The following is a 22703-nucleotide window of genomic DNA, read 5'->3' as shown; positions in this document are numbered from 1 at the left end:
CGGGAATGGCACGTGATGCCGCTGGGGGAGCCCCGATGCCGACGACGAAAGCCGCCGCCCTTTCCTTTCTCCCGATCGCCGGGCTCGGCCTGGCGCTGGCGGCAACGCCCGCCGCCGCCGCCGAGGGCATGGGGCTGGACGGGGCCAGCCTGTCGCTGCTGTGGGCTATTCCCTTCGTTGGCATGCTGCTGTCGATCGCCGTGATTCCGCTGGTGGCCGGGCATTTCTGGCACCACCATTATGGCAAGGTCGCGCTGTTCTGGGCGCTCACCCTCCTCGTGCCGTTCATCGCCTTCCAGGGCGCCGGGCTTGCCGTCTACGAGCTCGCGCATGCGGGGCTGCTGGAATATATCCCCTTCATCATCCTGCTGTTCTCGCTGTTCACCATTTCCGGCGGCATCCTGCTGACCGGCAATCTGAAGGGCAGCCCGGCGGTGAATACCAGCCTGCTCGCCATCGGCACGGTGCTGGCGAGCGTTATCGGCACCACCGGGGCCTCCATGGTGCTCATCCGCCCGCTGCTGCGTGCCAATGACGAGCGGCGCTACAATGTGCATACGGTGGTGTTCTTCATCTTCCTCGTGTCGAATATCGGGGGCTCGCTCACCCCGCTCGGCGATCCGCCGCTATTTCTCGGCTTCCTGAAGGGGGTCGATTTCTTCTGGACCACGCAGCACCTGTTCCACGACACGGCGGTGGTGGCGGTGATCCTGCTCGTGGCCTTCTACCTGCTGGATCGCCATTTCTACGGGCGGGAGGATAACCTGCCGGCCAAGCTCGACCCGACACCGGGCGACGAGCGGCTGGGGCTGCGGGGCTTGCGCAACCTGCCGCTGCTGGGCGGGGTGATCGCCGCCATCCTGATGAGCGCGCTGTGGAAGCCGGGCATCGAGTTCAATGTGCTCGGCACCCATGTGCCGCTGCCCTCGGTGGCGCGCGATGTGGCGCTCGTGCTGCTCGCCCTGGTCTCGCTCAAGATCACGCCGGCCTTCATTCGCGAGCGCAACGGCTTCGACTGGGAGCCGATCCGCGAGGTGGCCAAGCTGTTCGCGGCAATCTTCTTCACCATCATCCCGGTCATCGCCATCCTGAAGGCGGGGGCGGACGGAGCGCTGTCGCCGCTGGTCGCCCTCGTCACCGAGCCGGGGGGCGAGCCGTTCAATGCCGGCTATTTCTGGATGACCGGCCTGCTCTCCGGCTTCCTCGACAACGCGCCGACCTATCTCGTGTTCTTCAATCTGGCGGGAGGCGATCCGGCCGAACTGATGACGACCCACGCGGTGACGCTGGAAGCGATCTCCGCCGGCGCGGTGTTCATGGGCGCGCTCACCTATATCGGCAACGCGCCGAACTTCATGGTGCTGGCCATCGCCAAGAGCCGCGGCGTCGCGATGCCGAGCTTCTTCGGCTACATGGCGTGGTCGGGCATCTTCCTGTTGCCGTGCTTCGCGCTGCTGACCTGGCTCTATTTCCTCTGAAGCCTCGGCGAGCCGGCTTTCTTCCGAGACGTACGCCCGGGTGCCTCCCCCTCGCGGAGAAGGCACCCGGCAAGGGCTACTCGGCGGCGATCGCCATGCCGGGCTGGGCGTGGCGGACCTCATCGTCGACCGCGTTCTCGAAGCGGGCGAAATTGTCGCTGAACAGGCTGACCAGGCGGCGGGCGGTCATGGCGTAATCCATGCGGCTGGCCCAGCCGCGCGCGGGATCGAGCAGGCGGCTGTCGACGCCCTCGACCGCCATGGGCACGGCGAAGCCGAAATGCGGGTCGGTGCGCCATTCGGCTTCCATCAGGCGATCTTCCAGCACGGCGGCGACGAGGTGGCGCGTCACCTCGATGGGCATGCGCCGGCCGGTGCCGGCCTTGCCGCCGGTCCAGCCGGTATTGACCATCCAGCATTCCACATCCCGCGCGCCGATCAGTTCGCGCAGCTGCCGACCATAGGTGGAGGGATGGCGCAGCAGCAGGGAGCCGGAGAAGCCGGCGGAGAACCGCACCTCGGGCTCGGCGGCATCGGTCGGCCCGGCCGTATAGCCGGAGAGGAAATGATAGAGCGCCTGCGCCGGGGTCAGCCGGGCGAGCGGCGGCAGTACGCCATGGGGATCCTGCACCAGCAGGAAGAGATGGCGCGGCGCGGCGCCGCGCGCCTCGGGCGCGGCATGGGGAAGTGCGGCGAGGGGGAACACCGCCCGTGCGCCTTCCGCCCGCGCGGGGGCATCGAACATGGGCAGCCGGGTGTCGCCATCCAGCGCCACATTCTCCAGCACCGCGCCGAACTGGTGGGCGGCGGCGGCAAGCGCGGGTTCCGCCGCAGCGAGGCCCTCCGTGCGGACGCAGCAGCCGTTTTCCACATTGAAGACGCCGGTGCGGCTCCAGCCGGTTTCGTCATCGCCGATCAGCAGGCGCGTGGCGTCGGCGGCGAGGGCGGTCTTGCCGGCGCCGCTCTCGCCGATGAACAACGCGACGTCACCCGCCTCGCCCATGTTGGCGGCGGCATGCAGCGGCAGAACGCCGCGCGCGGGCAGGGTGTAGGTCAGCACGCTGAAGATTGCCTTGGCCATCTCGCCGGCGTGCAGCGTCCCGCCGATCAGCACCAGGCCGCCTGCGAGGTCGCAGGCAATCACCGTGCGCGAGCGCACGCCGTGGCGATCCGGCTCGGTCCTGAAGCTCGGCAGGCATAGCACGGTGAGTTCGGGCACGAATGTGGCGAGTTCGGCGCTGTCGGGCCGGTGCAGCAGGTCAAGGATGAACAGCGCCTGCCAGGCGTGCTCGGTGAAAACGCGCACGGGGGTGCGGAAGGCGGGATCGGCGCCTGCTTCGAGGTCCTGCGCGAAAAGGGTGCGCCCGCCGGCATGAGCGAGGGCATCCGCCTTCAGCTGCTCGAAGGTCTCGCGTGTGAGAGCGTTGACATTGTCCCACCACACATCGGCTTCGCTGGCCTCGTCGCGCACGATGAAGCGATCCTCCGGGCTTCGCCCGGCCGGCGCACCGCTATCGGCGACCAGCGCGCCGAAGGCGGACATGTGGCTTTCGCCACGGGCGATGGAGCGTTCGCACAGCGCGGCCTCCGCCAGATTCCAGAAGACTTTGCCGGTGCCGGCGAGGCCGATGGCCTCGATGCCGTGCTGCTCGTTGCGTGTGCCGGTCTGGTGCAAGGTCGGCTCCTCCTGACGCGTGACAAACGGGGGGCAGGATCGGTGCCCATGCCGACGTTGTGCCCGCCCATCCCGGTCAAATCTGTGACAAAACCGGGCCGAACCCATGACGGCGGATTCCAGTGGGCAGCGTCCCGTGATAAACTATTGAGCCGAATCAATCGTTACGCCGCGCGCCGCGCTGGCCAGTTCCACCAAAATTTCTCTCATGTCCCGCGCCGTGGTGACGCGGCGGGGGAAGGTGAGGCGCTTGAGTTCGGTTCCCGCCATCAGATCGCAGCCTTCCGGGTCGATGCCGACGATCCGCCACTCGCCCGGCCCGGCTCCCGCAAGGTGCAGCGCATAGAGGCCGATCGCATCCCGGTGGTCGGCGTTCATATGGGCGATGGCGCCCTCTTCCGCGGCGAGGAGTTCGCCGGCATCCGACACATCGGTCATGAGCCCGTCGCGCTCCACATCGGCAATGCGCCCGAAGCCGGCCACCAGATGCGCGCTGTCGGGGGCGATGCGGTAGAAGGCGAAATCGGCGAAGCCCGCGAAACCGGCGGCCTCCGCGTGGCGGGCGAGGAAGCGGCGGCGCGCCGTGGCGATCGCCGCCTCATCGTCGAGGCGGGCGATGGTGCCCTTCAGGCTCGCCCGCGCGCCTTGCAGTTCGTCCCCCAGCCGGCGCTCGTCCACCAGCAGGCAGACCCGCGTGTCGCGCGCGAGATTGTGCGTGTGGCGCGCGAGGCCGGAGAGCAGCAGCAGCGGCGCGCCGTCGGGCAGGGTGGAGACCTGGACCAGCGACACATAGGGCGCGCCGTCCGCGTCGAGCGTGGCCAGCGCCGCGATGCGCGCCTGGCGGATCAGCCGCCGCGTGGCGCCGGCGGGGTCGAACGCTTCGGTTGCGGAAAGGGGGGTGTTCATGCTTTCTGCCCTCGCCCAAGATTTGGCCGTCAAACCTTGGCTGAGGTGACTCCGCAAGGTCCCTGACGTCAAGGCGCGCAGGCGGTATTGGCTATGTCTCTCGAAACGCGCTAATTTCTGTTGAATCGATTTGCGTGTCACATTATGGCCACGCCCGCACGGTTCACCGCATACTGCGCAAGAAGCTGCCGAACAGGAAAGAGTGCAGATGCCGACCATCGCCCTCGTCGACGACGACCGCAACATCCTGACGTCCGTGTCGATAGCACTGGAATCCGAAGGCTACCGGATCCAGACCTACACGGATGGCGCGACGGCGCTGGACGGTTTCAAGACGAACCCGCCCGATCTCGCCATCTTCGATATCAAGATGCCGCGCATGGACGGGATGGAACTGCTGCGCCGGCTGCGCCAGAAGAGCGACATGCCGGTCATCTTCCTCACGTCGAAGGATGACGAGATCGACGAATTGTTCGGCCTCAAGATGGGCGCCGACGATTTCATCAAGAAGCCGTTCTCCCAGCGCCTGCTGGTCGAGCGGGTCAAGGCCGTGCTGCGCCGCGTGGCACCGAAGGACGGCGCGCTGCCGCGCGAGACCGACAGCGCCAAGGTGCTGGAGCGTGGGCTGCTGCGCATGGACCCGGAGCGCCATACCTGCACCTGGAAGGGCGAGAACGTAACGCTGACCGTCACCGAGTTCCTCATCCTGCAGGCGCTGGCCACACGGCCCGGCGTGGTGAAGAGCCGCAACGCGCTGATGGACGCGGCCTATGACGACCAGGTCTATGTCGACGACCGCACCATCGACAGCCACATCAAGCGGCTGCGCAAGAAGTTCAAGGTGACGGACGACAATTTCGAGATGATCGAGACGCTGTACGGCGTCGGCTATCGCTTCAAGGAGTAGCGGCTCCTTGCTCGATACCCCATCCTCCCGGACCCCGGCCGACAGCGAGGATTTCCTCGACGAGGCCGAATCCGTGGAAGAGGCCGCGCCGAAGGGTGCGCGCGGGCGCTTTGCCGGGATTCTCGGGGCGTTCCGGCGGCTGCGCAACTTCGTCGCCTTCCAGAGCTTTTCCAGCCTGACCCGACGCATCGTGCTGCTGAATCTGGCGGGCATGGTGGCGCTGGTCTCCGGTATTCTCTACCTCTCCGAATTCCGAGCCGGCCTGATCGATGCCCGCGTGCAGAGCCTTCTGGTGCAGGGCGAGATCATCGCCGCCGCCATTGCCGGTTCGGCGCAGGTCGAGACCAACGCCATCACCATCGACCCCGAGCGGCTCCTGGAGCTTCAGGCCGGCGAGAGCTATGGGCCGGGGGAAGAGGGCTTCGCGCCGCTGGAATTTCCCATCAATCCCGAGCGCGTCGCCCAGGTGCTCAAGCGCCTCGTCGAGCCGACCGGCACCAATGCCCGCATCTATGACCGCGACGGCGGGCTGCTGCTGGATTCCCGCTCGCTCTATTCCAAGGGCGAGATCCTCCGCTTCGAGATGGCCCCGCCGACCGAGCGCCGGCCGAACTGGTTCGAGAAGACCTGGAACCGGCTGAGGCTCTGGTTCGAGCGTGGCGACCTGCCGCTCTACAAGGATCTCGGCCCCAATAACGGCAAGGGCTATGCCGAGGTCGCGGACGCCCTGAAGGGGCGCAACGCCTATTCGGTGCAGGTGAACGAGCGCGGGCAGGTCATCGTCTCGGTGGCGGTGCCGGTCCAGCGTTTCCGCGCCATTCTCGGCGCATTGCTGCTCTCCACCCATAGCGGGGAGATCGAGGAGGCGGTGACGGCCGAGCGCCTCGTCATCGTGCGCGTCTTCCTCGTCGCCATGGCGGTGATGATGATGCTCTCGCTGCTGCTCGCCGGCACTATTGCCGGTCCGGTGCGCCGTCTGGCGGATGCCGCCGAGCGGGTCCGCCGGCGGACCCGCTCGCGCGTCGAGATCCCCGATTTCACCGGTCGCTCCGACGAGATCGGCCATCTCTCCGGCGCGCTGCGCGACATGACGGACACGCTCTACTCGCGCATCGAGGCCATCGAGAGCTTCGCGGCGGACGTCTCGCACGAGCTCAAGAACCCGCTCACCTCCCTGCGCTCGGCGGTGGAAACGCTGCCGCTGGCCCGCAACGACGTTTCGCGCGGGCGGCTGATGGAAGTCATCCAGCACGATGTGAAGCGGCTGGACCGGCTGATCACCGACATTTCCGATGCCTCGCGACTCGATGCCGAACTGCAGCGGCAGGAGGCCGCGCCGGTCGATCTGACGCGGCTGCTCGGCACCGTCACCAGCGTGCACAACGATGTGGTGCGTGGCGACGGCGTGAGCGTCACGCTCGCCTTCGAGCACGCCGCGGGCACGAGCGGGCCCTTCATCGTGCCGGGACACGATTCCCGGCTCGGGCAGGTCATCAACAACCTGATCGACAATGCCCGCTCCTTCTCCCCGAAGGGGGGCGAGGTGCGCGTGACCTGCCGCCGGCTCAAGGATGCCGTCGAGATCATCGTCGACGATGACGGGCCGGGCATTCCCCCGCATGCGCTCTCGCGTATCTTCGAGCGCTTCTATACCGACCGGCCGGAAGAGCAGGGCTTCGGCCAGAATTCCGGGCTTGGGCTGTCCATCTCGCGGCAGATCGTCGAGGCCCATGGCGGGCGGATCTGGGCGGAAAGCCGGTTGGCGGACCCGGCGAAGGCGAAGGCGAAACCGCGCAAGGCCCGGCCGAAGGCGGATGACGGGGAGGAGCGGCGCGAGGCGCCCGCCGCACCGCGCGTCGCCGGCGCCCGCTTCATCGTGCGGCTGCCGGCGGTGTGAGCATGAGCGCGCCGACCGTCCATGCCTCCTGCGTCAGCGTCGGCGGGCGGGGCGTGCTGCTGCGTGGGGCCTCCGGGGCGGGCAAGTCGCATCTTGCCTTCGCTCTCATCCTCGCGGGCGGCGCGGGGCGGGTGCCGCCGGTGAGGCTGGTAGCCGACGATCGGGTGCGGCTGGAGACCCGCGCCGGCGGGCTGGTCGCATCGGCGCCGCATGGCCTCGCCGGCCTCCTCGAGGTGCGCGGCGCCGGGCTGCGCCGGCTGCCGTTCGAGGCGGAGACGGTGCTCGATCTGGTGGTCGATCTCGATGCGCCCGATGCCGCCCGCCTGCCGGAAGAGGCGGCCTGCCGCACGCGGATCGACGGTGTCGAACTGAGGAGGCTGCCGGTTCTCAAGGGGGGTGATCCGCTCCAGCAGGTGCTGGCCGTGCTGCTGACCGCGCCGTTTTCGGACATGCCGATCCCGTGAATATGCCGGCTATCCCCGCCGGCGGGTCTTGCTATTCGTGTGCGGTGCAACGATGATGTGCGCCCCGTGAAGGGCGCTGCCGGAACTGCCTCCCCCGGACGCCCCGCACAGCATGGATGCGTGCCGACGAACTGGTGCGGCGGAGCCGAATGATAGGTCTCGTACTCGTAACGCACGGACATCTTGCCAGCGAGTTCCGTGCTGCGCTGGAACACGTGATGGGACCGCAGTCCCAGATCGAATCGATCACCATTGGCCCGGACGACGATATCGAGCAGCGCCGCACGGACATCGTCGAGGCCGTCGGCGCGGTAAACAGCGGCGGCGGCGTGGTCATTCTCACCGACATGTTTGGCGGCACGCCCTCCAATCTCGCCATCTCGGTGATGACCGAGCCGGATATCGAGGTGCTCGCCGGTATCAACCTGCCCATGCTGGTCAAGCTCGCCACCGTGCGCGCCGAAGTGCCGCTGGCCGAGGCGGTGATGCAGGCGCAGGAGGCCGGGCGCAAATATATCAACGTCGCCAGCCGGGTCCTGGCCGGGAAATAGCCGCGTGACGACCGATCAGGCTATCCAGCGCGAGCTTTCCATCGTCAACAAGCGCGGCCTGCATGCGCGCGCGTCCGCCAAGTTCGTGCAGACCGTCGAGCGCTTCGACGCGGATGTGCGCGTGACGCGCTGCGGCGAGACCGTGAGCGGAACCTCCATCATGGGCCTCATGATGCTCGCCGCCGCGCCCGGCACCACCATTTTCGTGGAGGCTTCCGGCCGCCAGGCGGGCGCGGTGGTCGACGCGCTGGACGCGCTGGTGTCCGACCGCTTCGGCGAGGGCGAGTAGCGCTCAGTCGGCCGGCAACGCGGCGAGGATCGCCCGGCGCAGCGCGGCATTCGCCTCGTCCGACAGATGCACCTCGTCCGTGGCGAAGCGCGCGGGCAGAACCGCCGCGCCACCCGATAGCATCGCGTCCGCATCGATCACCGTGACGCCGGGGCCGGCCAGTGCGCGCAGGCGCACATTGGCGGCGGCGACGAGTTCCGCGACGCCCGCCGGCCAGATGGGCCAGCGGATGAGGCGAACCGCCGCCGGGCGGACGATGGTGAGCAGAACAACCTCGATGCCGGCGGCGCGCGCCTGCCGGACGAAATCGGTCAGGTTGGCGACCGTGGCGTCCAGCCCGGCGTGCGCCTGCCCGGGCAGGGCGGCGGCGGCGACGAGATCGTTGATTCCGGCAAACAGCACCACCGCGCGCGGCGCGAGGCCCACCACGTCCTGTGCGATGCGGTAGCGCATCTGCGCCGTGGTCTCGCCGCTGATCGCCCGCTCGACCCGCTGCCATCCCTTGGGCGCATCAAGGCGCAGCTGCACGGCGCGGGAATCGCCGAAGATCACCAGCCGCGGCGTGCCCGCCTGCGGCAGCGCCGCATTGGCCTCCCGGAACACCCGGTCGAATACCGGCTCCAGCCGCAGGCGCGCGCGCTCCAGAAAAAAATAGTCGAGCCCGCGCCCCGCCAGCAGCACCGCCAGCGCCAGCCCGACGGCCATGAAAGCCAGCCCGCCAATGGCTATGCCGCTCGCCCGCATCGCCCGCCTTCTCATGCCTGACATAAAGACATCTTTATATCGTTATTGTATTCACCGATCCGGGCTGCTAAACCCGGCGCAATCCAACCGCCCGCAAGTTCCGCCTCAAGGCAGAAGGGACGCCGTTATGGCTATCGCCAGCGAATATATCGTCAAGGACATCAACCTCGCCGCTTTCGGCCGCAAGGAAATCGAGCTCGCCGAAACCGAGATGCCGGGGCTGATGGCCATCCGCGCGGAGTATGGCCCCTCGCAGCCGCTCAAGGGCGCGCGCATCGCCGGCTCGCTGCACATGACCATCCAGACGGCGGTGCTGATCGAGACGCTGAAGGCGCTGGGCGCGGATGTGCGCTGGGTCTCGTGCAACATCTTCTCGACCCAGGACCACGCCGCCGCCGCCATCGCCGCCGCCGGCACGCCGGTCTTCGCCTTCAAGGGCGAGACGCTCGTCGAATACTGGGACTACACCGCCAAGCTGTTCGACTGGCACGGTTCCAAGGAGGGCGAACTCCTGGTGCCGAACCTGATCCTCGACGATGGCGGTGATGCCACCATGCTGGTGCATTACGGCCTGCGCGCCGAGAATGGCGACACCGCCTTCCTCGACACGCCCGGCTCGGAGGAGGAGGAGATCTTCTTCGCCCTCATCAAGAAGCTGCTGGCCGAGAAGCCGAAGGGCTGGTTCGCCCATGTCGCGACCTCGATCAAGGGCGTGTCGGAAGAGACCACCACGGGCGTGCACCGCCTCTACAAGCTCGCCGAGCAGAACAAGCTGCTGTTCCCGGCGATCAACGTGAACGATTCGGTGACGAAGTCGAAGTTCGACAATCTCTATGGCTGCCGGGAATCGCTGGTGGACGCCATCCGTCGCGGCACCGACGTGATGCTGGCCGGAAAGGTGGCCTTCGTCGCCGGCTTCGGCGATGTCGGCAAGGGCTCCGCCGCCTCGCTGCGCCAGGCCGGCGCGCGCGTCATCGTCTCGGAAGTCGATCCGATCTGCGCCCTGCAGGCGTCGATGGAGGGCTATGAGGTCGCGACCATCGAGGATGCGTTCTCCCGCGCCGACATCTATGTCACCGCCACCGGCAACAAGGACATCATCACCGTCGACCACGTGCGGCAGATGAAGGACCGGGCCATCGTCTGCAACATCGGCCACTTCGACAACGAGATCCAGGTCGCGGGCCTCAAGAACTTCAAGTGGACCAACATCAAGCCGCAGGTGGACGAGATCGAGCTGCCCTCGGGCAATCGCATCATCCTCCTCTCGGAAGGCCGGCTGGTGAACCTCGGCAACGCCATGGGCCACCCCTCCTTCGTGATGTCGTCCTCCTTCTCCAACCAGACGCTGGCGCAGATCGAGCTGTGGGTGAACCCGGGCAAGTATGACCGCAAGGTGTACACGCTGCCGAAGTTCCTCGACGAGAAGGTCGCTGCGCTGCATCTCGACAAGCTGGGCGTGAAGCTCACCAAGCTGCGCCCCGAGCAGGCCGACTATATCGGCGTGCCGGTCGAGGGTCCGTTCAAGCCCGATCACTACCGCTATTGAGCGAGGGCCGACGCCTGCCGGCCTTTGTCGTTCGACCAAGGGACCGGCGACCAAGGGACCGGCGCCTGCCGGTCTTTTCTGCCGAGAATGCGCAAAGGCCGGGCATGTGCCCGGCCTTTGTCGTTGCGCGCCGCCGCGTGGCGAGGGCGATGGGATCAGTTGCTGGGCGGGTCGACCTTGATGCCGTTCGGGCCGAGCTTGATTTCCAGCGAGTTCTTGTCTTCTTCGTGCTGCTGATAGGCGTAGACGCCCACCGCGCCAAGCGCGACGAGCAGCACGGCAATGAGCGCATAGAGCGCATTCCGGTTCATGTCCCACATCCCTCCGAGGTAGTGGGTTAGGAACGTCGGGCGGCGCCGTTTGTTCCGCGCGGGCGCGTAACGCGCAGGGCCTCACATATCCTTCTGCATGAAGACGAGGTCGAGTCGCTGGCCGAACTTGGTGCCGATGCCGGGCATGAAGGCGGTCTGCACGAAGCCGAGCCGCGCGTGCAGAGCGATGGAGGGGGCATTGCCCGCGGTGATGCCGCCGATCATCACCTTCTTGCCGAGCGCGCGGGCCGGCTCGAACAGGGCGCCGACCAGCTGGCGGCCGATGCCCCGGCCCCGCGCCGCCTGCGCGACATAGACCGAATGCTCGACGCAGACGCGAAAGCCGTCGAACGGGCGGAAATCGCCGAAGCTCGCATAGCCCAGCACCTGCTCGCCCTCCGTCGCCACCACGATCGGATAGGATTTGGCGCGGCGATCCGTGAGCCAGGCGCGCCGGTTGGCGAGGTCGGTCGGCGTGTCGTTCCAGATCGCCGTCGAATTCAGCACCGCGTCATTGTAGATGGCGAGCACGCCGGGAAGGTCGTCTTCGTTTGCGGGGCGCAGGTCCATCATCATCTCCGTCGTCGCCGTGCCGTGCGGCGGTGTCTTGTCCGGCGCCAGTCCGGCGCCAGCGCCGCGGCCGCGCCGCATTTGGCCTTATAGTCCGATTTGGCGGTGCCGACGCTGGAATGCTGGCGGCGCCTGCCCATATCACATGAAGCGGGATAGCCGCCGAGGAGGAAAGACCCAAGAGATGAGTTCGACCGATCCGTTCGATCGCATGCGATTCACCGTTCGCCGGGTGAGCTGGTGGCAGGTGGCGATTGTCGTCGCCGTGGCGCTTGCCGTCGGCACCGCGCTGGCGTTGGTCGCGGCCAGCGTGTTCCTGGTGGTCTTCCCCGTCGTGGCCATCGCCGGGCTGGCCTACCGGCTGTTCGGCCGCCGTCCCTCCGCCCGTCGCGAAGACGGCCCCACCGTCATCGAGGCGGAATACCGCGTGCTCTCCCCCGAGGAGGCCGCGCGCGAGGCCGATCCGCGCTGGAGCCCGGACCGGCGCCTGCGCTGACGGCTATTTCTCGACGAAGGCCTTTTCGATCACGAAGTCGCCCGGCTCCGTGGTCGAGCCCTCCTCGAAGCCGCGCTCCTTGAGAATCACGCGCATGTCGTCGAGCAGTTGCGGTGAGCCGCACAGCATGACGCGGTCATCCTCGCGGGCGAGCGCGGGCAGGCCGAGATCGGCGAACAGCTTGCCCGAGGTGATGAGGTCCGTGATGCGCCCCTGATTGTGGAAGGGCTCGCGCGTCACGGTCGGGTAGTAGATCAGCTTTTCCAGCACCAGTTCGCCGAAGAACTCGTTATCGGGCAGTTCCTCCTCGATCAACTCGCGATAGGCGAGCTCGGCGACCGTGCGCACGCCGTGGACCAGGATGACCTTGTCGTAATTCTCGTAGGTCTCCGGATCCTTGATGAGGCTGAGGAAGGGGGCCAGCCCCGTGCCGGTGGCGAGCAGATAGAGCCGGCGCCCGGGCACCAGATAATCCACCAGCAGCGTGCCGGTTGGCTTGCGCCCGACAATCACCTCGTCGCCTACCTTCAGGTGCTGAAGCCGCGAGGTCAGCGGGCCGTTCGGCACCTTGATGGAGAAGAATTCCAGCGTTTCCTCGTAATTGGCGCTGGCGATGGAATAGGCGCGCAGCAGCGGCTTGCCCTCCACCTCGAGGCCGATCATCACGAACTGGCCGTTCTTGAAGCGCAGCGCCGGATCGCGCGTGGTGGTGAAGGTGAAGAGGTTGTCGGTCCAGTGATGGACGGATAGAACGCGCTCGCGGTGAAGATTGCTCATTTACAATCCATCTAAGTGAAAACTTCCAACAACCCGGAAGTCCATGTAATTCTCGGGTCCCGGTTTACTGCGCATTCTCGCCGCTGTCGACCCTTGCTTGCGGATGCCGGCGGGGACGATGCAGCATGAGCCGTGCCGGCAGGGCGGCCATGAGCAGGGTCAAAGGCGGGGCGAGGGGCGAGGGTAAAGGTCGATGTTCAGCCATATCATGGTCGGCGCGCGCGACATGGCGCGGATGACGGCGTTCTACGAGGCGGTGCTGGCGCCACTGGGGCTGGTGCGGGACTTCACCTATGAGGATACCGGGCCTGCGGGCGCCACGTGGATCGTGCCCGGCCGGCCCTGGCAGCAATTCTTCGTGCAGTTTCCGTTCAATGGTCTGCCGGCGACCTGGGGCAATGGAGCGCAGGTGAGCTTCGCCGCCCCCACGCCGCAGGCCGCCGCGGCGGCCTGGCAGGCGGCCATGGAGAATGGCGGCTTCGACGAGGGCGCTCCGGGTCTGCGCCCGCATTACGGGGCGGATTATTACGCCGCCTATTGCCGCGACCCGGAAGGCAACAAGCTGTGTTTCGCGCACACGGGGGAACTGGCGCGCTCGGGCATCGCCGCAGGAACGTGAACACGGCCGCGTGAGCGCTGCTGGATGCCGCGTGGCGTCAGGTTCAGCTGCCGGAGGAGGCCGCCGAATCCTGCTCGCGCTTGTGGCGGTACATGGCGAAATCCGCGCGCTTGACCACCTGTTCCAGTCGCTCGCCGGTGACGCTGGTCGCCATGCCCATGGAGAGCGAGAGCGTTGTGGCGGAATAGAACTGGTTGTTCACCCCGAGCAACTGTTCGATATTCTCCATCACCGCGAGGCCGCCGGCCGCGTCGGTGCCCGGCAGCAGCAGGGCGAATTCGTCGCCGCCGATCCGGGCGGCGCAATTGGGCCGGTCGATCGCCTTGGCGAGCACCTCGCCGGCCCGCCGCAGCAGCGTGTCGCCGGCAGCGTGGCCGAGCTGGTCGTTCACCACCTTCAGATCGTTGAGATCGACCATGATGACGGTGACGGGGAAGGGGCCCTTGCGCTCCAGCCGGTTCAGTTCGTCGGCATAGAAAGAGCGGTTGTAGAGTTTGGTGAGCACGTCATGCTTGCCGAGATACTCGAGATAGGCCTCGGCCTTCTTGCGCGCGGTGATGTCGGTCAGCGACACCTGCACCAGCGACCAGTCCTGTTCGTGGCCGGGCAGAACCGAAAACTGCAGATGGACGAAAAGCTCGTCCCCCGCCAGCGTGTAATTCACCACCTCGCGCTGGTGGAACAGCTTTCCGTTCCACAGGTCGATCAGCTGCTCGCGGAAATGGCGGTGCATGTCCTCGCGGAACACCAGCCCGATATTGGCGATGAGCTCGCCCTTGCTGGTTGCCCCGAACAGTTCCAGCGTGTGGCGGTTCACATCCACCACGCGCACCTCGCTGATGCAGCGCTCGACGAATTCGGGGTGGACGTCGGTGAACACCCGGAGGTCGGCGATGCCGCGCTGGCGCAGGTCGTCGATGAGCTGCTTGACGCTGGAGAAATCCTCCACCCACAGCGACACGGGGGAATGCTCGAAAAGCCCGCGGGCGTAGATTTCCGCCTGTGCGGCCTGGCGGCGGGCGGTCTCGCGCTCGGTGACGTCCTCGATCGACAGCAGGATGCGGCCGAGCGTGTTCTCATGGCCGGGCAGCACCGTGCCCTTGAGCTGGATATCGAGGCGCTGGCCGGACAGCGTGTAGTTGACCGTGTTGCTGACGAAGGTCGAGGAGCCGTTCCACAGCTGGCAAAGTTCGTCGACGAAGGTCTTCAGCATGTCGGCGCGGAACACCTTGGACAGGTTGGCGACAAGGTGTTCGAGGCTGTCGGCCTCATAGAGCGCGAGCGTGCGCTGGTTGACCTTCAGGACGCGGATGCACTCGGAGCATTGCTGCACCTTCTGCGGATGCGCGCGCAGGAAATCGCGCAGCGAGGTCACGCCCTCGTCGCGCCACGAATCGAACAGCGCCTTCAGCTCCGTATAGTCCTCGAGCCAGAGCGAGATCGGCGCCAGTTCGAACATCAGCGCGTCATCCCGGCGATCCGTCTCGGTGGGTGTCGCGATCTCGTGGTGGAGACGAAGCATGCTGCAACAAACCGTTTCTGTCGCGGTGCCCGGCAGGGACGGGGCCGTGAGGTCGGATGGTTATATGTATAGGTATAGCCGATCGCGCCGCGCTTGTGACCGCCTACTCTCGACGGGCATGCTCCCGAAATCTTGTCCGGGAGCGGCAATATGACACCGTCGACGCTCGATTCCGTTGCGTTAGCGTTCTCACGCGGCGGAGACGCGGCCCTCGCTTTGGTGCGGCGCGCCATAGCGCCGGGCGGCCTCGATCGCCAGCCCGGTCCCGACCGAGCCGAACGTGTCGCCGTCCACCACGCGGGCGCCGGGCAGCGCGGCGACGATGGCGGCACGCACATGGTTGAGCCGGGTGGAGCCGCCGGTGAGGAACAGCGCGTCGATCGCCTCCGGCTTCAGCCCCGCCTGGGTAAGGCAGATCGCGACCCGGCGGGCGATGCGCGCGGCGAGTTCCGAGGTGTGGCCGACCAGTTCGTCCGGTGTGAGCCCCACCGAGAGGCCTGCTTCCAGCCATGCGAGGTCGATCTGCGCGCGCGGCGTTTCCGCCAGGGTGATCTTGGCCTCTTCCGACTGCATGGCCAGCGTATGGCCGCGCTGCTCCTCGATGACGCGAATCAGCCGTTCCACCAGCGCCGGCCGGGCCGCCTCGCGCCGCACCTCGTTGAGCTCGCGCACGGTGCGGGAGGTGTAGAGCCGGTTGATGCTCGACCAGGTGGCCAGTTCGTGGAAATAGCCGCTCGGCACGTCGCGGCCGGGCCGCTTCATCGGGCTGCGATAGCCCAGCAGCGGCATAAGCGCGCCGAGGCTGAGATGGCGGTCGAAATCCGTCCCGCCGATGCGCACGCCGTCATTGGCGAGGATGTCGTCCGCGCGCTCGTTGCGGGTGTGGCGCGCGGGGCTGAGGCGCACGATGGAAAAGTCCGAGGTGCCGCCGCCAATGTCGGCGATGAGCGCGATCTCCTCGCCCGCGACCTGCCGCTCGTAATCGAGCGCGGCGGCGATCGGCTCGAACTGGGTCGAGACCTCGCGGAAGCCGATGCTGGCGGCGATGGAGGTCAGGGCCTCTTCCGCCCGGGCATTGGCGGCCACGTCGTCGTCGACGAAGAAGACCGGCCGGCCCATCACCACCTTGTCGAGCGGCGCGCCGGTATCCTGCTCGGCCCGGCGCTTCACCGTGGCGATGAAATCGCCGATCACCTCGCGGAACGCCACCGCGCGGCGGCCGATCTGGGTCTTTTCCTCGATCAGCGCGCTGCCCAGCACCGCCTTGAGCGAGCGCATGAGCCGGCCATCCTCGCCGGCGACATAGCGCGCCATGGCGGCCCGGCCGATGGTGAGCTGGCCGTGCGGATCGTAGAACACCGCGCTCGGCACGGTGGTCTTGCCGTCTTCCAGCGGCGCGAGCACGGGGGCTGCGCCGCGCCAGATGCCCAGCGTGGTATTGGACGTGCCGAAGTCGAGGCCGCAAAACCCCATGGGGACGCTCTCCTGCAAAAGGGGGCCTCGTTAGAGCTTCCCGCGTGATTGTTCAATTGACGTCCGGTTGAGGAGCCGGCACACGGAATGAAACAAGCGGAGGACGCGCCATGACGTTGCACAACTGGACGATGAAGCACTCGATCGCCGTCATCGTGATCACCCTGCTGGCGGTGGGCGCGTTCCTGTTCAGCTGGACCTGAGGCCGGGCCTTCTGGCCCACGCCTTCTGGCCCACGCCTTCTGGCCAATGTCACATCCACACTCTATCTAGGGCGGATGAAACTGACGTAACGGATGCCGGGCGCGCGCGTGCCGGTGTGCCGTGGGGGAGCAGCGTTCGCCGTGCAGCGCGATCTTTCGTCCGACGAGGACGCTCCGGGTGCCGAAGAGGCGCCGCCGGACGATACGACCCGGCTGTCGCAAATCCTGAACCGGATCGCCAGCGACAGCACGCAGGAGCGCATCGCCATCGGCGATTTCCTGCGTGTCCTGCAGGAGCGCGCATTTGGACCGCTGCTGCTGATCTTCGCCCTGCCCAATGTCATTCCCACGCCGCCGGGCACCTCCACGGTGCTGGGGGCGCCGCTGGTCTTCCTCACCCTCCAGCTGGCGCTCGGCCGCTCGCCCTGGTTGCCGCCGCTGATCTCGCGCCGTTCCATAGCGCGCAAGGATTTCGCCGCCTTTGTCGCCAAGGCGACGCCGTGGCTCGCCCGAGCGGAGCGGCTGCTGCGCCCGCGGCTCGGCCTGTTCGCCCATCCCCCGGCCGAATATCTGGTCGGCTTCATCTGCTTCGTGCTGGCGGTGGTGCTGATCCTGCCGATCCCGCTCGGCAACATGCTGCCGGCGCTGGCCATCTGCATCCTGGCGCTCGGCATATTGGAGCGTGACGGGATCTGGATCCTGATCGGCGCGGTGGTGGCGATCGCCTCGCTCGGGCTGGTGTCGGGCGTGATCTGGGCCTTCATGAAGGCCGGCCTCTACCTGCTGCACAGCTTCATCGGCTGAGCGTCCGGGACCGCGCCATCCCGGGTGGCCGCGCAAGCGGGCGCGCGCCCCCTTTCCGGGCGCGTCCGGAAAAGCGGGGCGGTTGACGATCCGCGGGGCTGCGGGGAACGGACGACCCGCCGGAGGGGTTCCTAGCCCCAGGCGCTGGAATTCTCCAGCGCGCGGCACAGCATGGCGAGGCATTCCTGCGCCTGGGCCTTGCCGGCGTCGTCGGCGTGCAGCCGCTGGGCGAGATCGCGCAGATCGCGAATCGCGACGTCCACAGCGGTGAAGATGTCGAGATCGCCATAGGCGTCGCCCTCCGTATCGGAAGGCTCGGGCCGGGCGGGAAAGGGAATGACGTTACTCATTACCGGGAACTCGTGGTCGGAACTGCGGCGCGGGGCGGATGGCTTCGGCAGGGGCTGTCGGGAATCGCCTGGCTGCCGGTCTGACGACCTTGCGCGGAATAGGTTAACGCCGTCCTCCCGGGGCATAACAGAAGTTCTACATTCAATTTGCCTATTGAATGTATAATGACTGCATTTTCATATGCATCATATTCTTGACATTGTATGCATTCCTGACCATTTTCCGGGGCGGCGGAACATCCGCCAGTGCCGGGCCGCACAAGGCTCAGATGCGGGAGACCCAGATGGCGACGTCGGATTGGCCGAAGCTTTCGCCCTTTGAATGCGGCGTGCGCGGCTGCTGCCCGCGCTGCGGACAGGGCCGACTGTTCCGCGGCTTCCTCACTCTGGCGCCGAGCTGCGAGGTGTGCGGGCTCGATTATTCCTTCGCCGATCCGGCGGATGGCCCGGCCTTCTTCGTCATCTGCTTCGGCTGCGTGCCGTCGGTCGTGTTCGGCCTGTGGATCGAGATGGCCTTCCAGGCGCCCTATTGGGTGCATCTGGTGACGACGATTCCCTTCATGCTGCTGACCTGCATACCCCCGCTGCGGCCGCTGAAGGGCTGGCTGGTGGCAAGCCAGTATTATTACAAGGCGGAGGAGGGGCGTCTGGTCGCGCCCGAGGCGGCGAAGGCCCCGCCGCCCTCAGTCCTGCGCGGCTGAGATTGCCGGAGCGCCGGTGGCGGCGAATCGGGACGGGCGCACGCTCGCGGCCCGCAGATCCTCGCCGCAGGCCTCCGAGGCGAGATAGGCGAGTTCGCGCTCGCGCGGCTCCAGCAGCGGATCGAGGCGGCGCAGTTCCTCGTCGACCGTGCCGGGGTGACAATGCACCAGGATGCGTGCGCCCGGCCCCGCGAGGCTGGCGCGAAACACCTCGCGGTAGGCCGGCACGGGCCCGAAATCATACAGGCCGCGAAAACTGTCATTGACGGCGAAACCTGCCCGCGTGGCCGCCCGCGCGCTGCCCGCGGCGAGCGTGCCGATGATCATCGCCTTGCGCCAACCGAGGCGGCGCCGACGTGCCCAGGCGGCCGGCTCGGTGCAGTTGCGCAGCCAGAGGGAATGGCCGGGATAGCGCGCGGCCAGTTCCGCGATCACGATATCCCTTATGCCCGGCAATGCGTGGGCATGCTGGTGGCCGTCGAGGAAGTCCGGCGGGGCGTTCCAGGCATCCTCGAACGCGTCGAGCTGGGCGCGCAATTCGTCGCGTATCGCCGCACGGGGCAGCGCTCCCGCCAGCGCGCGCGCAATCAGCCCGCCGATTTCCGGGAGACGCCCGTCGCGGGCGAGGCCGCGCGCCGGTGACAGCGCGCGCTGGCCGGTCAGGGTGAAGTGAAGGCCGACATCGGCGGGGTGGGCGTGCACCAGCGCCTTGAAGTCGCCCGCCCGCCGGCGCCAGCTGGGCAGTCCGCTCATCGCGCCGGTTGCCGAGAGCCGTCCGCGCTCGATCAGGGCTTCGATTGCATCGCAAATGCCCATGCTCAAGCCGTAATCGTCGGCGCAAACTACTATCGCCTTCAGGGCGTCATCCATGCGTATTAGGAAGCCAAACAAATATCACAATCGGACTATACGTGATCATGGGCTTCGAGGAAGCAAAAATTGCCCTAGAGATTTCGCAGGTCGCCTGTCGCCTCGGCAGGTATCAAGTAAAGCTGGCCTTTCCAACATGTCGAGCGCTGCCCAAAGGTCACCCCATCTGATTTCGGTGGTCGTGCCGGTATATAACGAGGCTGCCTGCCTGGAATCGTTGCATGCGCGCCTCTCGGCAGTGCTGGATTGTTATCCCGGGATGCAGCGCGAGTTCGTCTTTATTGACGACGGCAGTCGGGATGGTAGCTTCGACGCGTTGACCGAACTGGGCCGGCGCGATCCTGCCGTCAAGGCACTGCGCTTTGCCCGCAACTTCGGCAAGGAATCGGCCATGGCCGCCGGCCTCAGGGCCGCTGCCGGCGATATTGTCGTGCTGATGGATGCCGACCTGCAGCATCCGCCCGAGGTCATTCCCGAAATGATCGAGCGCTGGCAGAACGGCGCGCAGATGGTCATCGCGGTGCGCCGGTCGCGCAGTACCGATCCCTTGCCGCGCCGGCTGTTCTCGCGCGGCTTCTATCATTTCTTCCACGCTCTCAGCGAAGTGAACATTCCCGAGGGCGCCGGTGATTTCCGCCTGTTCGACCGTCGCGTGGTCGACGCCATCAATGCGCTGCCGGAGCGCAACCGCTTCATGAAGGGCATCACCAGCTGGGTCGGCTTCCGCCAGGAGGAGATCGATTTCGAGGTGGCCGAGCGTGTCGGCGGGGTCAGCTCGTTCAACATGATCGGGCTGCTGCGCTACGCGATCGACGGCCTGTCGTCCTTCTCGATGGTGCCGCTGCGCGTGTGGTCCTTCGTGGGCGTCGTCCTCGCCCTTCTGTCCGGCCTTTACGGCGTTTATCTCCTCGGCGAGGCGCTGTTCTTCGGCGTGCGCACGCCGGGCTTCCCGACGATCATGGTCAGCATGCTGTTCGTCTCCGGCGTGCAGCTCATCAGCCTCGGCGTGATCGGCGAATATGTCGGCCGCATCTTCACCGAGGTGAAACGGCGCCCGCTCTATCTTGTCGCGGACGAGATCGGGTTCGCGGCGCCCGCTGCGGTTTCTTCTGCGCTCGTCGCCTCCGTCGCCGGCGTTCCGGTTACCGCTCCCCATGCCGCCAATCGGCATGCCCCCTCGCTCGTGCCGGATGGACTTGCCTCGTGAGCCTTCACAGTTCGGAATTTCCCGCCGGGGCGGCGGCTCGGCCCGCTCCGCTCGCGGCGCGCGCCGTGGAGCGTGCCTGGCGGTCGGTCACGCTCACGCGCGCCGTGAGCCTTGCCGTGTTCGCGGCGGTGGCGGCGTTCATCCTCCTCACCTTCCGCGATTACGGCATCAGCAATGACGAACTGGTGCAGCACACCTATGGCGAATTGCTGATCGCCTGGTACGCCAGCGGCTTCACCGACGACCGGGCGTTCCACTACATCAACCTTTTCCTGTATGGCGGGCTGTTCGACATGATCGCGGCCGGCCTGCAGAACCATATCCCGATACCGGTCTATGAATGGCGCCACCTGCTCTCGGCCGGGTTCGGCTTCATGGGGCTGATCGGCGTGTGGCGGCTCGGGAAGCTGCTCGGCGGCGAGAAGGCGGGCATCGTTGCCCTGCTGCTGCTGGCCTTCACCGGCATGTATGGTGGAGCGATGTTCACCCACACCAAGGACGTGCCCTTCGCGGCGGCGATGGTGTGGAGCCTGTATTTCATTACCGTGCTGGTGGCGCGGCTGCCGGATCTGCCGAGCTGGCGCGTCATTGTCGGGCTGGGCGCGGCGGTGGGCTGCGCGCTCGGCCTGCGCGTGGGCGGCGTGTTCGCGGTGTTCTACCTGCTGGTGACGGTCGGCGCGGGCGCGCTGGTGTTCCGCAGCGTGTGGCTGCCATTCCGGCTGCTGCCGCGGCTCATCGTCTCGGGCCTCGTCGCCCTCGCCATCATGGCGGTCACTTGGCCGTGGTCGATGCTGCCGCCCAGCAACCTGTTCAAGGCCATGGGTGCCTTCAACAATTTCTCTTTCGACCTGTCGACGCTGTTCAACGGCCAGCTGGTGCCGATCGACAAGATCCCGTCGACCTACATGACGGAATATCTCCTCATCAAGCTGCCGGAGCTGACGCTGTTCGGCATCCTCATGGCGCTGGTCGCGGCGGCGTTCTCGCTGATGCGGCTGTTGCGCCAGGGGGCGGTGGTGGAGGCGACCGCCCTGCATCCGCGCCGGCTCGTCGCCTTCCTGCCGCTGCTGCTGGCGATCGGCACGCCGATCGTCTTCACCCTGCTCGACGGGCCTCCGCTCTATAACGGCATCCGGCACTTCCTCTTCGTGATCCCGCCGGTGACGGTGCTGGCGGCGCTCGGCCTCACCGCCGGCTGGCGTCTCCTGTGGCCGCGCTCCCGGGCGCTGGGCCTGGGCTTCGCGGCGGTGGTGACGGCACTGTTCGCGCTCAATGCGGTGAGCCTCATCCGGCTGCACCCTTACGAATATGTCGCCTATAACCAGCTGGTCGGCGGCACCCCCGGTGCCTGGGGCCGTTTCGAGGGCGACTACTGGTCGTCGAGCCTGCGGGAAGCGGCTCTGGACCTGCGCAAGGGTCTGGACCACGAGGAAGCCATCGCCGCCGTGCACACGCCGCACCGCTACAAGGTGGCGGTGTGCGCGGAGGACCTGCAGGTCTCCTCCTATCTCGGCCCCAATGTCGACATGGTGGATGACTGGGATGAGGCGGACTTCCTGCTGACCGCCACCAATATCGGCTGCGACGGCGCCAAGGGCATGCCCTATGCAACGGTGAGCCGGATGGGCATTCCCTTCGCGACGGTGACGGACCTGCGGGCGGGACACAAGCCGGTAGGGCAGGAACTGCCGGCGGACGAGGACGGCGATGACGACATCTTCGCCCCGTCGCCCAATGCGCCGCTGGTCTCCTCGCTCAAGGATGCCGGCCCGCAGGTGGCGAAGGCCAAGCCCTGACAGGGGGCGGCGTGCTGGAGATGTGACCTGGATGGAGCGCGCTGTGGATAGCCGGGCCCGTGGCCTGCCGGAGGGGAATCCGCCGAAGCCGGCGGGCCTGGACCGCGCGGCTCTTCTGGTGCGGCTGCGCCATATCCTGTTGTTCGCGGCGCTCGGGGGTGTCGGCACGGCGGCGCATTACGCGGTGCTGATCACGCTGGTGCAGGGCGGCCTTGCCGGCCCGGTCGCCGGTTCCACGGCGGGTTTTCTCGTCGGTGCCCTCGTGAACTACCAGTTCAGCCGCCATGTCGTGTTCCGCTCCGCCAAGCCCCATCGCGAGGCGATGACGAAGTTCTTCCTGGTCGCCGGCGTCGGTCTCCTGCTGAATGCCGGGCTGATGGCGCTCATCGCCGGCCGGCTCGGCGTGCCCTATCTCCTCGCGCAGGTCGGCGTCACCGGGCTGCTGGTGCTCTGGCACTATGGCGCCAATGCCGTCTGGACCTTCCGCGAGAAGGGTGCCCCCGCTGCCGGCGGACACTGATACCGCAGCATCCATACTCGCGAT

Annotated in this window: 24 protein-coding genes; 14 read left to right on the top strand and 10 right to left on the bottom strand. The window is 67.1% G+C overall.

The features are described from left to right. The first annotated feature begins 35 nt into the window (after positions 1–35). Positions 36–1478, top strand: a complete 1443-nt coding sequence (locus tag FHS55_RS19030) for a sodium:proton antiporter (protein ID WP_183191367.1) — start codon at positions 36–38, stop codon at positions 1476–1478. Positions 1479–1554: 76 nt separating this feature from the next. On the opposite strand, the gene FHS55_RS19025 is transcribed toward FHS55_RS19030, so the two are convergent. Both FHS55_RS19025 and FHS55_RS19020 read right to left on the bottom strand, forming a co-directional pair. After that, a complete protein-coding gene (locus FHS55_RS19025) occupies positions 1555–3153 on the bottom strand; it encodes a phosphoenolpyruvate carboxykinase (ATP) (protein ID WP_183191366.1) in 1599 nt (532 codons plus the stop codon). A 144-nt stretch (positions 3154–3297) separates the two neighbouring features. Further along, positions 3298–4059: a HugZ family pyridoxamine 5'-phosphate oxidase gene (locus FHS55_RS19020; protein WP_183191365.1), complete on the bottom strand. Its 762-nt coding sequence runs from the start codon at positions 4057–4059 to the stop codon at positions 3298–3300. A 208-nt stretch (positions 4060–4267) separates the two neighbouring features. On the opposite strand from FHS55_RS19020, the gene FHS55_RS19015 reads away from it, so the two are divergent. The 5 genes from FHS55_RS19015 to FHS55_RS18995 all read left to right on the top strand — a co-directional run bounded on the left by FHS55_RS19015 (position 4268) and on the right by FHS55_RS18995 (position 8167). Then, the gene (locus FHS55_RS19015) at positions 4268–4966 is read left to right on the top strand and encodes a response regulator transcription factor (RefSeq protein ID WP_183191364.1); all 699 of its coding nucleotides are present in this window, start codon (positions 4268–4270) and stop codon (positions 4964–4966) included. A 7-nt stretch (positions 4967–4973) separates the two neighbouring features. Further along, entirely contained in the window at positions 4974–6863 is a 1890-nt protein-coding gene (locus tag FHS55_RS19010) for a stimulus-sensing domain-containing protein (RefSeq protein WP_183191363.1), read from the top strand. Between the two features lie 2 nt (positions 6864–6865). Further along, a complete protein-coding gene (locus FHS55_RS19005) occupies positions 6866–7327 on the top strand; it encodes an HPr kinase/phosphorylase (protein WP_183191362.1) in 462 nt (153 codons plus the stop codon). Positions 7328–7476: 149 nt separating this feature from the next. Beyond that, entirely contained in the window at positions 7477–7878 is a 402-nt protein-coding gene (locus FHS55_RS19000; RefSeq protein WP_183191361.1) for a PTS sugar transporter subunit IIA, read from the top strand. A gap of 4 nt (positions 7879–7882) precedes the next feature. Beyond that, positions 7883–8167 carry an HPr family phosphocarrier protein gene (locus FHS55_RS18995; protein WP_183191360.1) on the top strand — a complete coding sequence of 95 codons (285 nt, stop codon included), beginning with the start codon at positions 7883–7885 and terminating at the stop codon, positions 8165–8167. A 3-nt stretch (positions 8168–8170) separates the two neighbouring features. Here the strand turns inward: FHS55_RS18995 and FHS55_RS18990 are convergent, their stop codons facing one another. Continuing rightward, positions 8171–8911 (bottom strand): SGNH/GDSL hydrolase family protein, encoded by a 741-nt coding sequence (locus tag FHS55_RS18990; protein WP_183191359.1) that lies wholly within the window; start codon positions 8909–8911, stop codon positions 8171–8173. A gap of 127 nt (positions 8912–9038) precedes the next feature. On the opposite strand from FHS55_RS18990, the gene ahcY reads away from it, so the two are divergent. Next, on the top strand, positions 9039–10460 hold the full coding sequence (gene ahcY / locus FHS55_RS18985) for an adenosylhomocysteinase (protein ID WP_183191358.1): 1422 nt from the start codon (positions 9039–9041) through the stop codon (positions 10458–10460). Between the two features lie 155 nt (positions 10461–10615). Here the strand turns inward: ahcY and FHS55_RS18980 are convergent, their stop codons facing one another. Together FHS55_RS18980 and FHS55_RS18975 are read right to left on the bottom strand one after the other, a co-directional pair. After that, positions 10616–10771 carry a hypothetical protein gene (locus tag FHS55_RS18980; protein ID WP_183191357.1) on the bottom strand — a complete coding sequence of 52 codons (156 nt, stop codon included), beginning with the start codon at positions 10769–10771 and terminating at the stop codon, positions 10616–10618. An 81-nt stretch (positions 10772–10852) separates the two neighbouring features. Continuing rightward, entirely contained in the window at positions 10853–11341 is a 489-nt protein-coding gene (locus FHS55_RS18975) for a GNAT family N-acetyltransferase (RefSeq protein WP_183191391.1), read from the bottom strand. A 184-nt stretch (positions 11342–11525) separates the two neighbouring features. On the opposite strand from FHS55_RS18975, the gene FHS55_RS18970 reads away from it, so the two are divergent. Next, positions 11526–11837, top strand: a complete 312-nt coding sequence (locus tag FHS55_RS18970; RefSeq protein WP_183191356.1) for a hypothetical protein — start codon at positions 11526–11528, stop codon at positions 11835–11837. A gap of 3 nt (positions 11838–11840) precedes the next feature. Here the strand turns inward: FHS55_RS18970 and FHS55_RS18965 are convergent, their stop codons facing one another. After that, a complete protein-coding gene (locus FHS55_RS18965; RefSeq protein ID WP_183191355.1) occupies positions 11841–12614 on the bottom strand; it encodes a ferredoxin--NADP reductase in 774 nt (257 codons plus the stop codon). A gap of 193 nt (positions 12615–12807) precedes the next feature. Here FHS55_RS18965 and FHS55_RS18960 point away from each other — a divergent pair, with 193 nt between their 5' ends. Then, entirely contained in the window at positions 12808–13233 is a 426-nt protein-coding gene (locus FHS55_RS18960; protein ID WP_183191354.1) for a VOC family protein, read from the top strand. Between the two features lie 43 nt (positions 13234–13276). On the opposite strand, the gene FHS55_RS18955 is transcribed toward FHS55_RS18960, so the two are convergent. Then, the gene (locus FHS55_RS18955; RefSeq protein ID WP_183191353.1) at positions 13277–14755 is read right to left on the bottom strand and encodes a sensor domain-containing diguanylate cyclase; all 1479 of its coding nucleotides are present in this window, start codon (positions 14753–14755) and stop codon (positions 13277–13279) included. 189 nt (positions 14756–14944) lie between these two features. Beyond that, positions 14945–16228, bottom strand: coding sequence for an Hsp70 family protein (locus FHS55_RS18950; RefSeq protein WP_183191352.1), 1284 nt, complete (start codon positions 16226–16228; stop codon positions 14945–14947). 344 nt (positions 16229–16572) lie between these two features. Between FHS55_RS18950 and FHS55_RS18945 the strand changes: the two genes are divergently transcribed. Further along, entirely contained in the window at positions 16573–17235 is a 663-nt protein-coding gene (locus tag FHS55_RS18945; RefSeq protein ID WP_343056278.1) for an exopolysaccharide biosynthesis protein, read from the top strand. 131 nt (positions 17236–17366) lie between these two features. Here FHS55_RS18945 and FHS55_RS18940 read toward each other — a convergent pair whose 3' ends face one another. Next, positions 17367–17585, bottom strand: coding sequence for a hypothetical protein (locus FHS55_RS18940; protein WP_183191350.1), 219 nt, complete (start codon positions 17583–17585; stop codon positions 17367–17369). A gap of 284 nt (positions 17586–17869) precedes the next feature. Here FHS55_RS18940 and FHS55_RS18935 point away from each other — a divergent pair, with 284 nt between their 5' ends. Then, on the top strand, positions 17870–18286 hold the full coding sequence (locus FHS55_RS18935) for a DUF983 domain-containing protein (protein WP_183191349.1): 417 nt from the start codon (positions 17870–17872) through the stop codon (positions 18284–18286). Here FHS55_RS18935 and FHS55_RS18930 read toward each other — a convergent pair. Beyond that, positions 18269–19156, bottom strand: coding sequence for a ChbG/HpnK family deacetylase (locus tag FHS55_RS18930; RefSeq protein ID WP_183191348.1), 888 nt, complete (start codon positions 19154–19156; stop codon positions 18269–18271). The two genes, FHS55_RS18935 and FHS55_RS18930, sit on opposite strands and share 18 nt — an antisense overlap. Positions 19157–19292: 136 nt before the next feature. Between FHS55_RS18930 and FHS55_RS18925 the strand changes: the two genes are divergently transcribed. From FHS55_RS18925 to FHS55_RS18915, 3 genes are read left to right on the top strand one after another with little or no spacing between them, the layout of a single operon-like run. Next, positions 19293–20363, top strand: coding sequence for a glycosyltransferase family 2 protein (locus FHS55_RS18925; protein ID WP_183191347.1), 1071 nt, complete (start codon positions 19293–19295; stop codon positions 20361–20363). Then, complete coding sequence (locus tag FHS55_RS18920; protein ID WP_246340280.1) at positions 20360–22159, top strand: hypothetical protein; 1800 nt, start codon at positions 20360–20362, stop codon at positions 22157–22159. Before FHS55_RS18925 ends, FHS55_RS18920 begins: the two co-directional genes overlap by 4 nt. A gap of 31 nt (positions 22160–22190) precedes the next feature. After that, positions 22191–22679, top strand: a complete 489-nt coding sequence (locus tag FHS55_RS18915) for a GtrA family protein (RefSeq protein ID WP_183191346.1) — start codon at positions 22191–22193, stop codon at positions 22677–22679. Positions 22680–22703: the final 24 nt, after the last annotated feature.

Source organism: Ancylobacter tetraedralis (assembly GCF_014195655.1).
GTDB lineage: Bacteria > Pseudomonadota > Alphaproteobacteria > Rhizobiales > Xanthobacteraceae > Ancylobacter > Ancylobacter tetraedralis.
The sequence above is the reverse complement of the archived record's forward strand: the minus strand, read 5'-3'. Positions and strand labels throughout refer to the sequence as shown.

What these genes read in the sequence shown, in the direction of transcription:
- FHS55_RS19030 (WP_183191367.1), top strand. Translation starts at nt 36, where the DNA reads ATGCCGACGACGAAAGCCGCCGCCCTTTCCTTTCTCCCGATCGCCGGG.
- FHS55_RS19020 (WP_183191365.1), bottom strand. Translation starts at nt 4,059, where the DNA reads ATGAACACCCCCCTTTCCGCAACCGAAGCGTTCGACCCCGCCGGCGCC.
- FHS55_RS19015 (WP_183191364.1), top strand. Translation starts at nt 4,268, where the DNA reads ATGCCGACCATCGCCCTCGTCGACGACGACCGCAACATCCTGACGTCC.
- FHS55_RS19005 (WP_183191362.1), top strand. Translation starts at nt 6,866, where the DNA reads ATGAGCGCGCCGACCGTCCATGCCTCCTGCGTCAGCGTCGGCGGGCGG.
- FHS55_RS19000 (WP_183191361.1), top strand. Translation starts at nt 7,477, where the DNA reads ATGATAGGTCTCGTACTCGTAACGCACGGACATCTTGCCAGCGAGTTC.
- FHS55_RS18990 (WP_183191359.1), bottom strand. Translation starts at nt 8,911, where the DNA reads ATGCGGGCGAGCGGCATAGCCATTGGCGGGCTGGCTTTCATGGCCGTC.
- ahcY (WP_183191358.1), top strand. Translation starts at nt 9,039, where the DNA reads ATGGCTATCGCCAGCGAATATATCGTCAAGGACATCAACCTCGCCGCT.
- FHS55_RS18980 (WP_183191357.1), bottom strand. Translation starts at nt 10,771, where the DNA reads ATGAACCGGAATGCGCTCTATGCGCTCATTGCCGTGCTGCTCGTCGCG.
- FHS55_RS18975 (WP_183191391.1), bottom strand. Translation starts at nt 11,341, where the DNA reads ATGGACCTGCGCCCCGCAAACGAAGACGACCTTCCCGGCGTGCTCGCC.
- FHS55_RS18970 (WP_183191356.1), top strand. Translation starts at nt 11,526, where the DNA reads ATGAGTTCGACCGATCCGTTCGATCGCATGCGATTCACCGTTCGCCGG.
- FHS55_RS18965 (WP_183191355.1), bottom strand. Translation starts at nt 12,614, where the DNA reads ATGAGCAATCTTCACCGCGAGCGCGTTCTATCCGTCCATCACTGGACC.
- FHS55_RS18960 (WP_183191354.1), top strand. Translation starts at nt 12,808, where the DNA reads ATGTTCAGCCATATCATGGTCGGCGCGCGCGACATGGCGCGGATGACG.
- FHS55_RS18955 (WP_183191353.1), bottom strand. Translation starts at nt 14,755, where the DNA reads ATGCTTCGTCTCCACCACGAGATCGCGACACCCACCGAGACGGATCGC.
- FHS55_RS18950 (WP_183191352.1), bottom strand. Translation starts at nt 16,228, where the DNA reads ATGGGGTTTTGCGGCCTCGACTTCGGCACGTCCAATACCACGCTGGGC.
- FHS55_RS18940 (WP_183191350.1), bottom strand. Translation starts at nt 17,585, where the DNA reads ATGAGTAACGTCATTCCCTTTCCCGCCCGGCCCGAGCCTTCCGATACG.
- FHS55_RS18935 (WP_183191349.1), top strand. Translation starts at nt 17,870, where the DNA reads ATGGCGACGTCGGATTGGCCGAAGCTTTCGCCCTTTGAATGCGGCGTG.
- FHS55_RS18930 (WP_183191348.1), bottom strand. Translation starts at nt 19,156, where the DNA reads ATGGATGACGCCCTGAAGGCGATAGTAGTTTGCGCCGACGATTACGGC.
- FHS55_RS18925 (WP_183191347.1), top strand. Translation starts at nt 19,293, where the DNA reads ATGTCGAGCGCTGCCCAAAGGTCACCCCATCTGATTTCGGTGGTCGTG.
- FHS55_RS18915 (WP_183191346.1), top strand. Translation starts at nt 22,191, where the DNA reads ATGGAGCGCGCTGTGGATAGCCGGGCCCGTGGCCTGCCGGAGGGGAAT.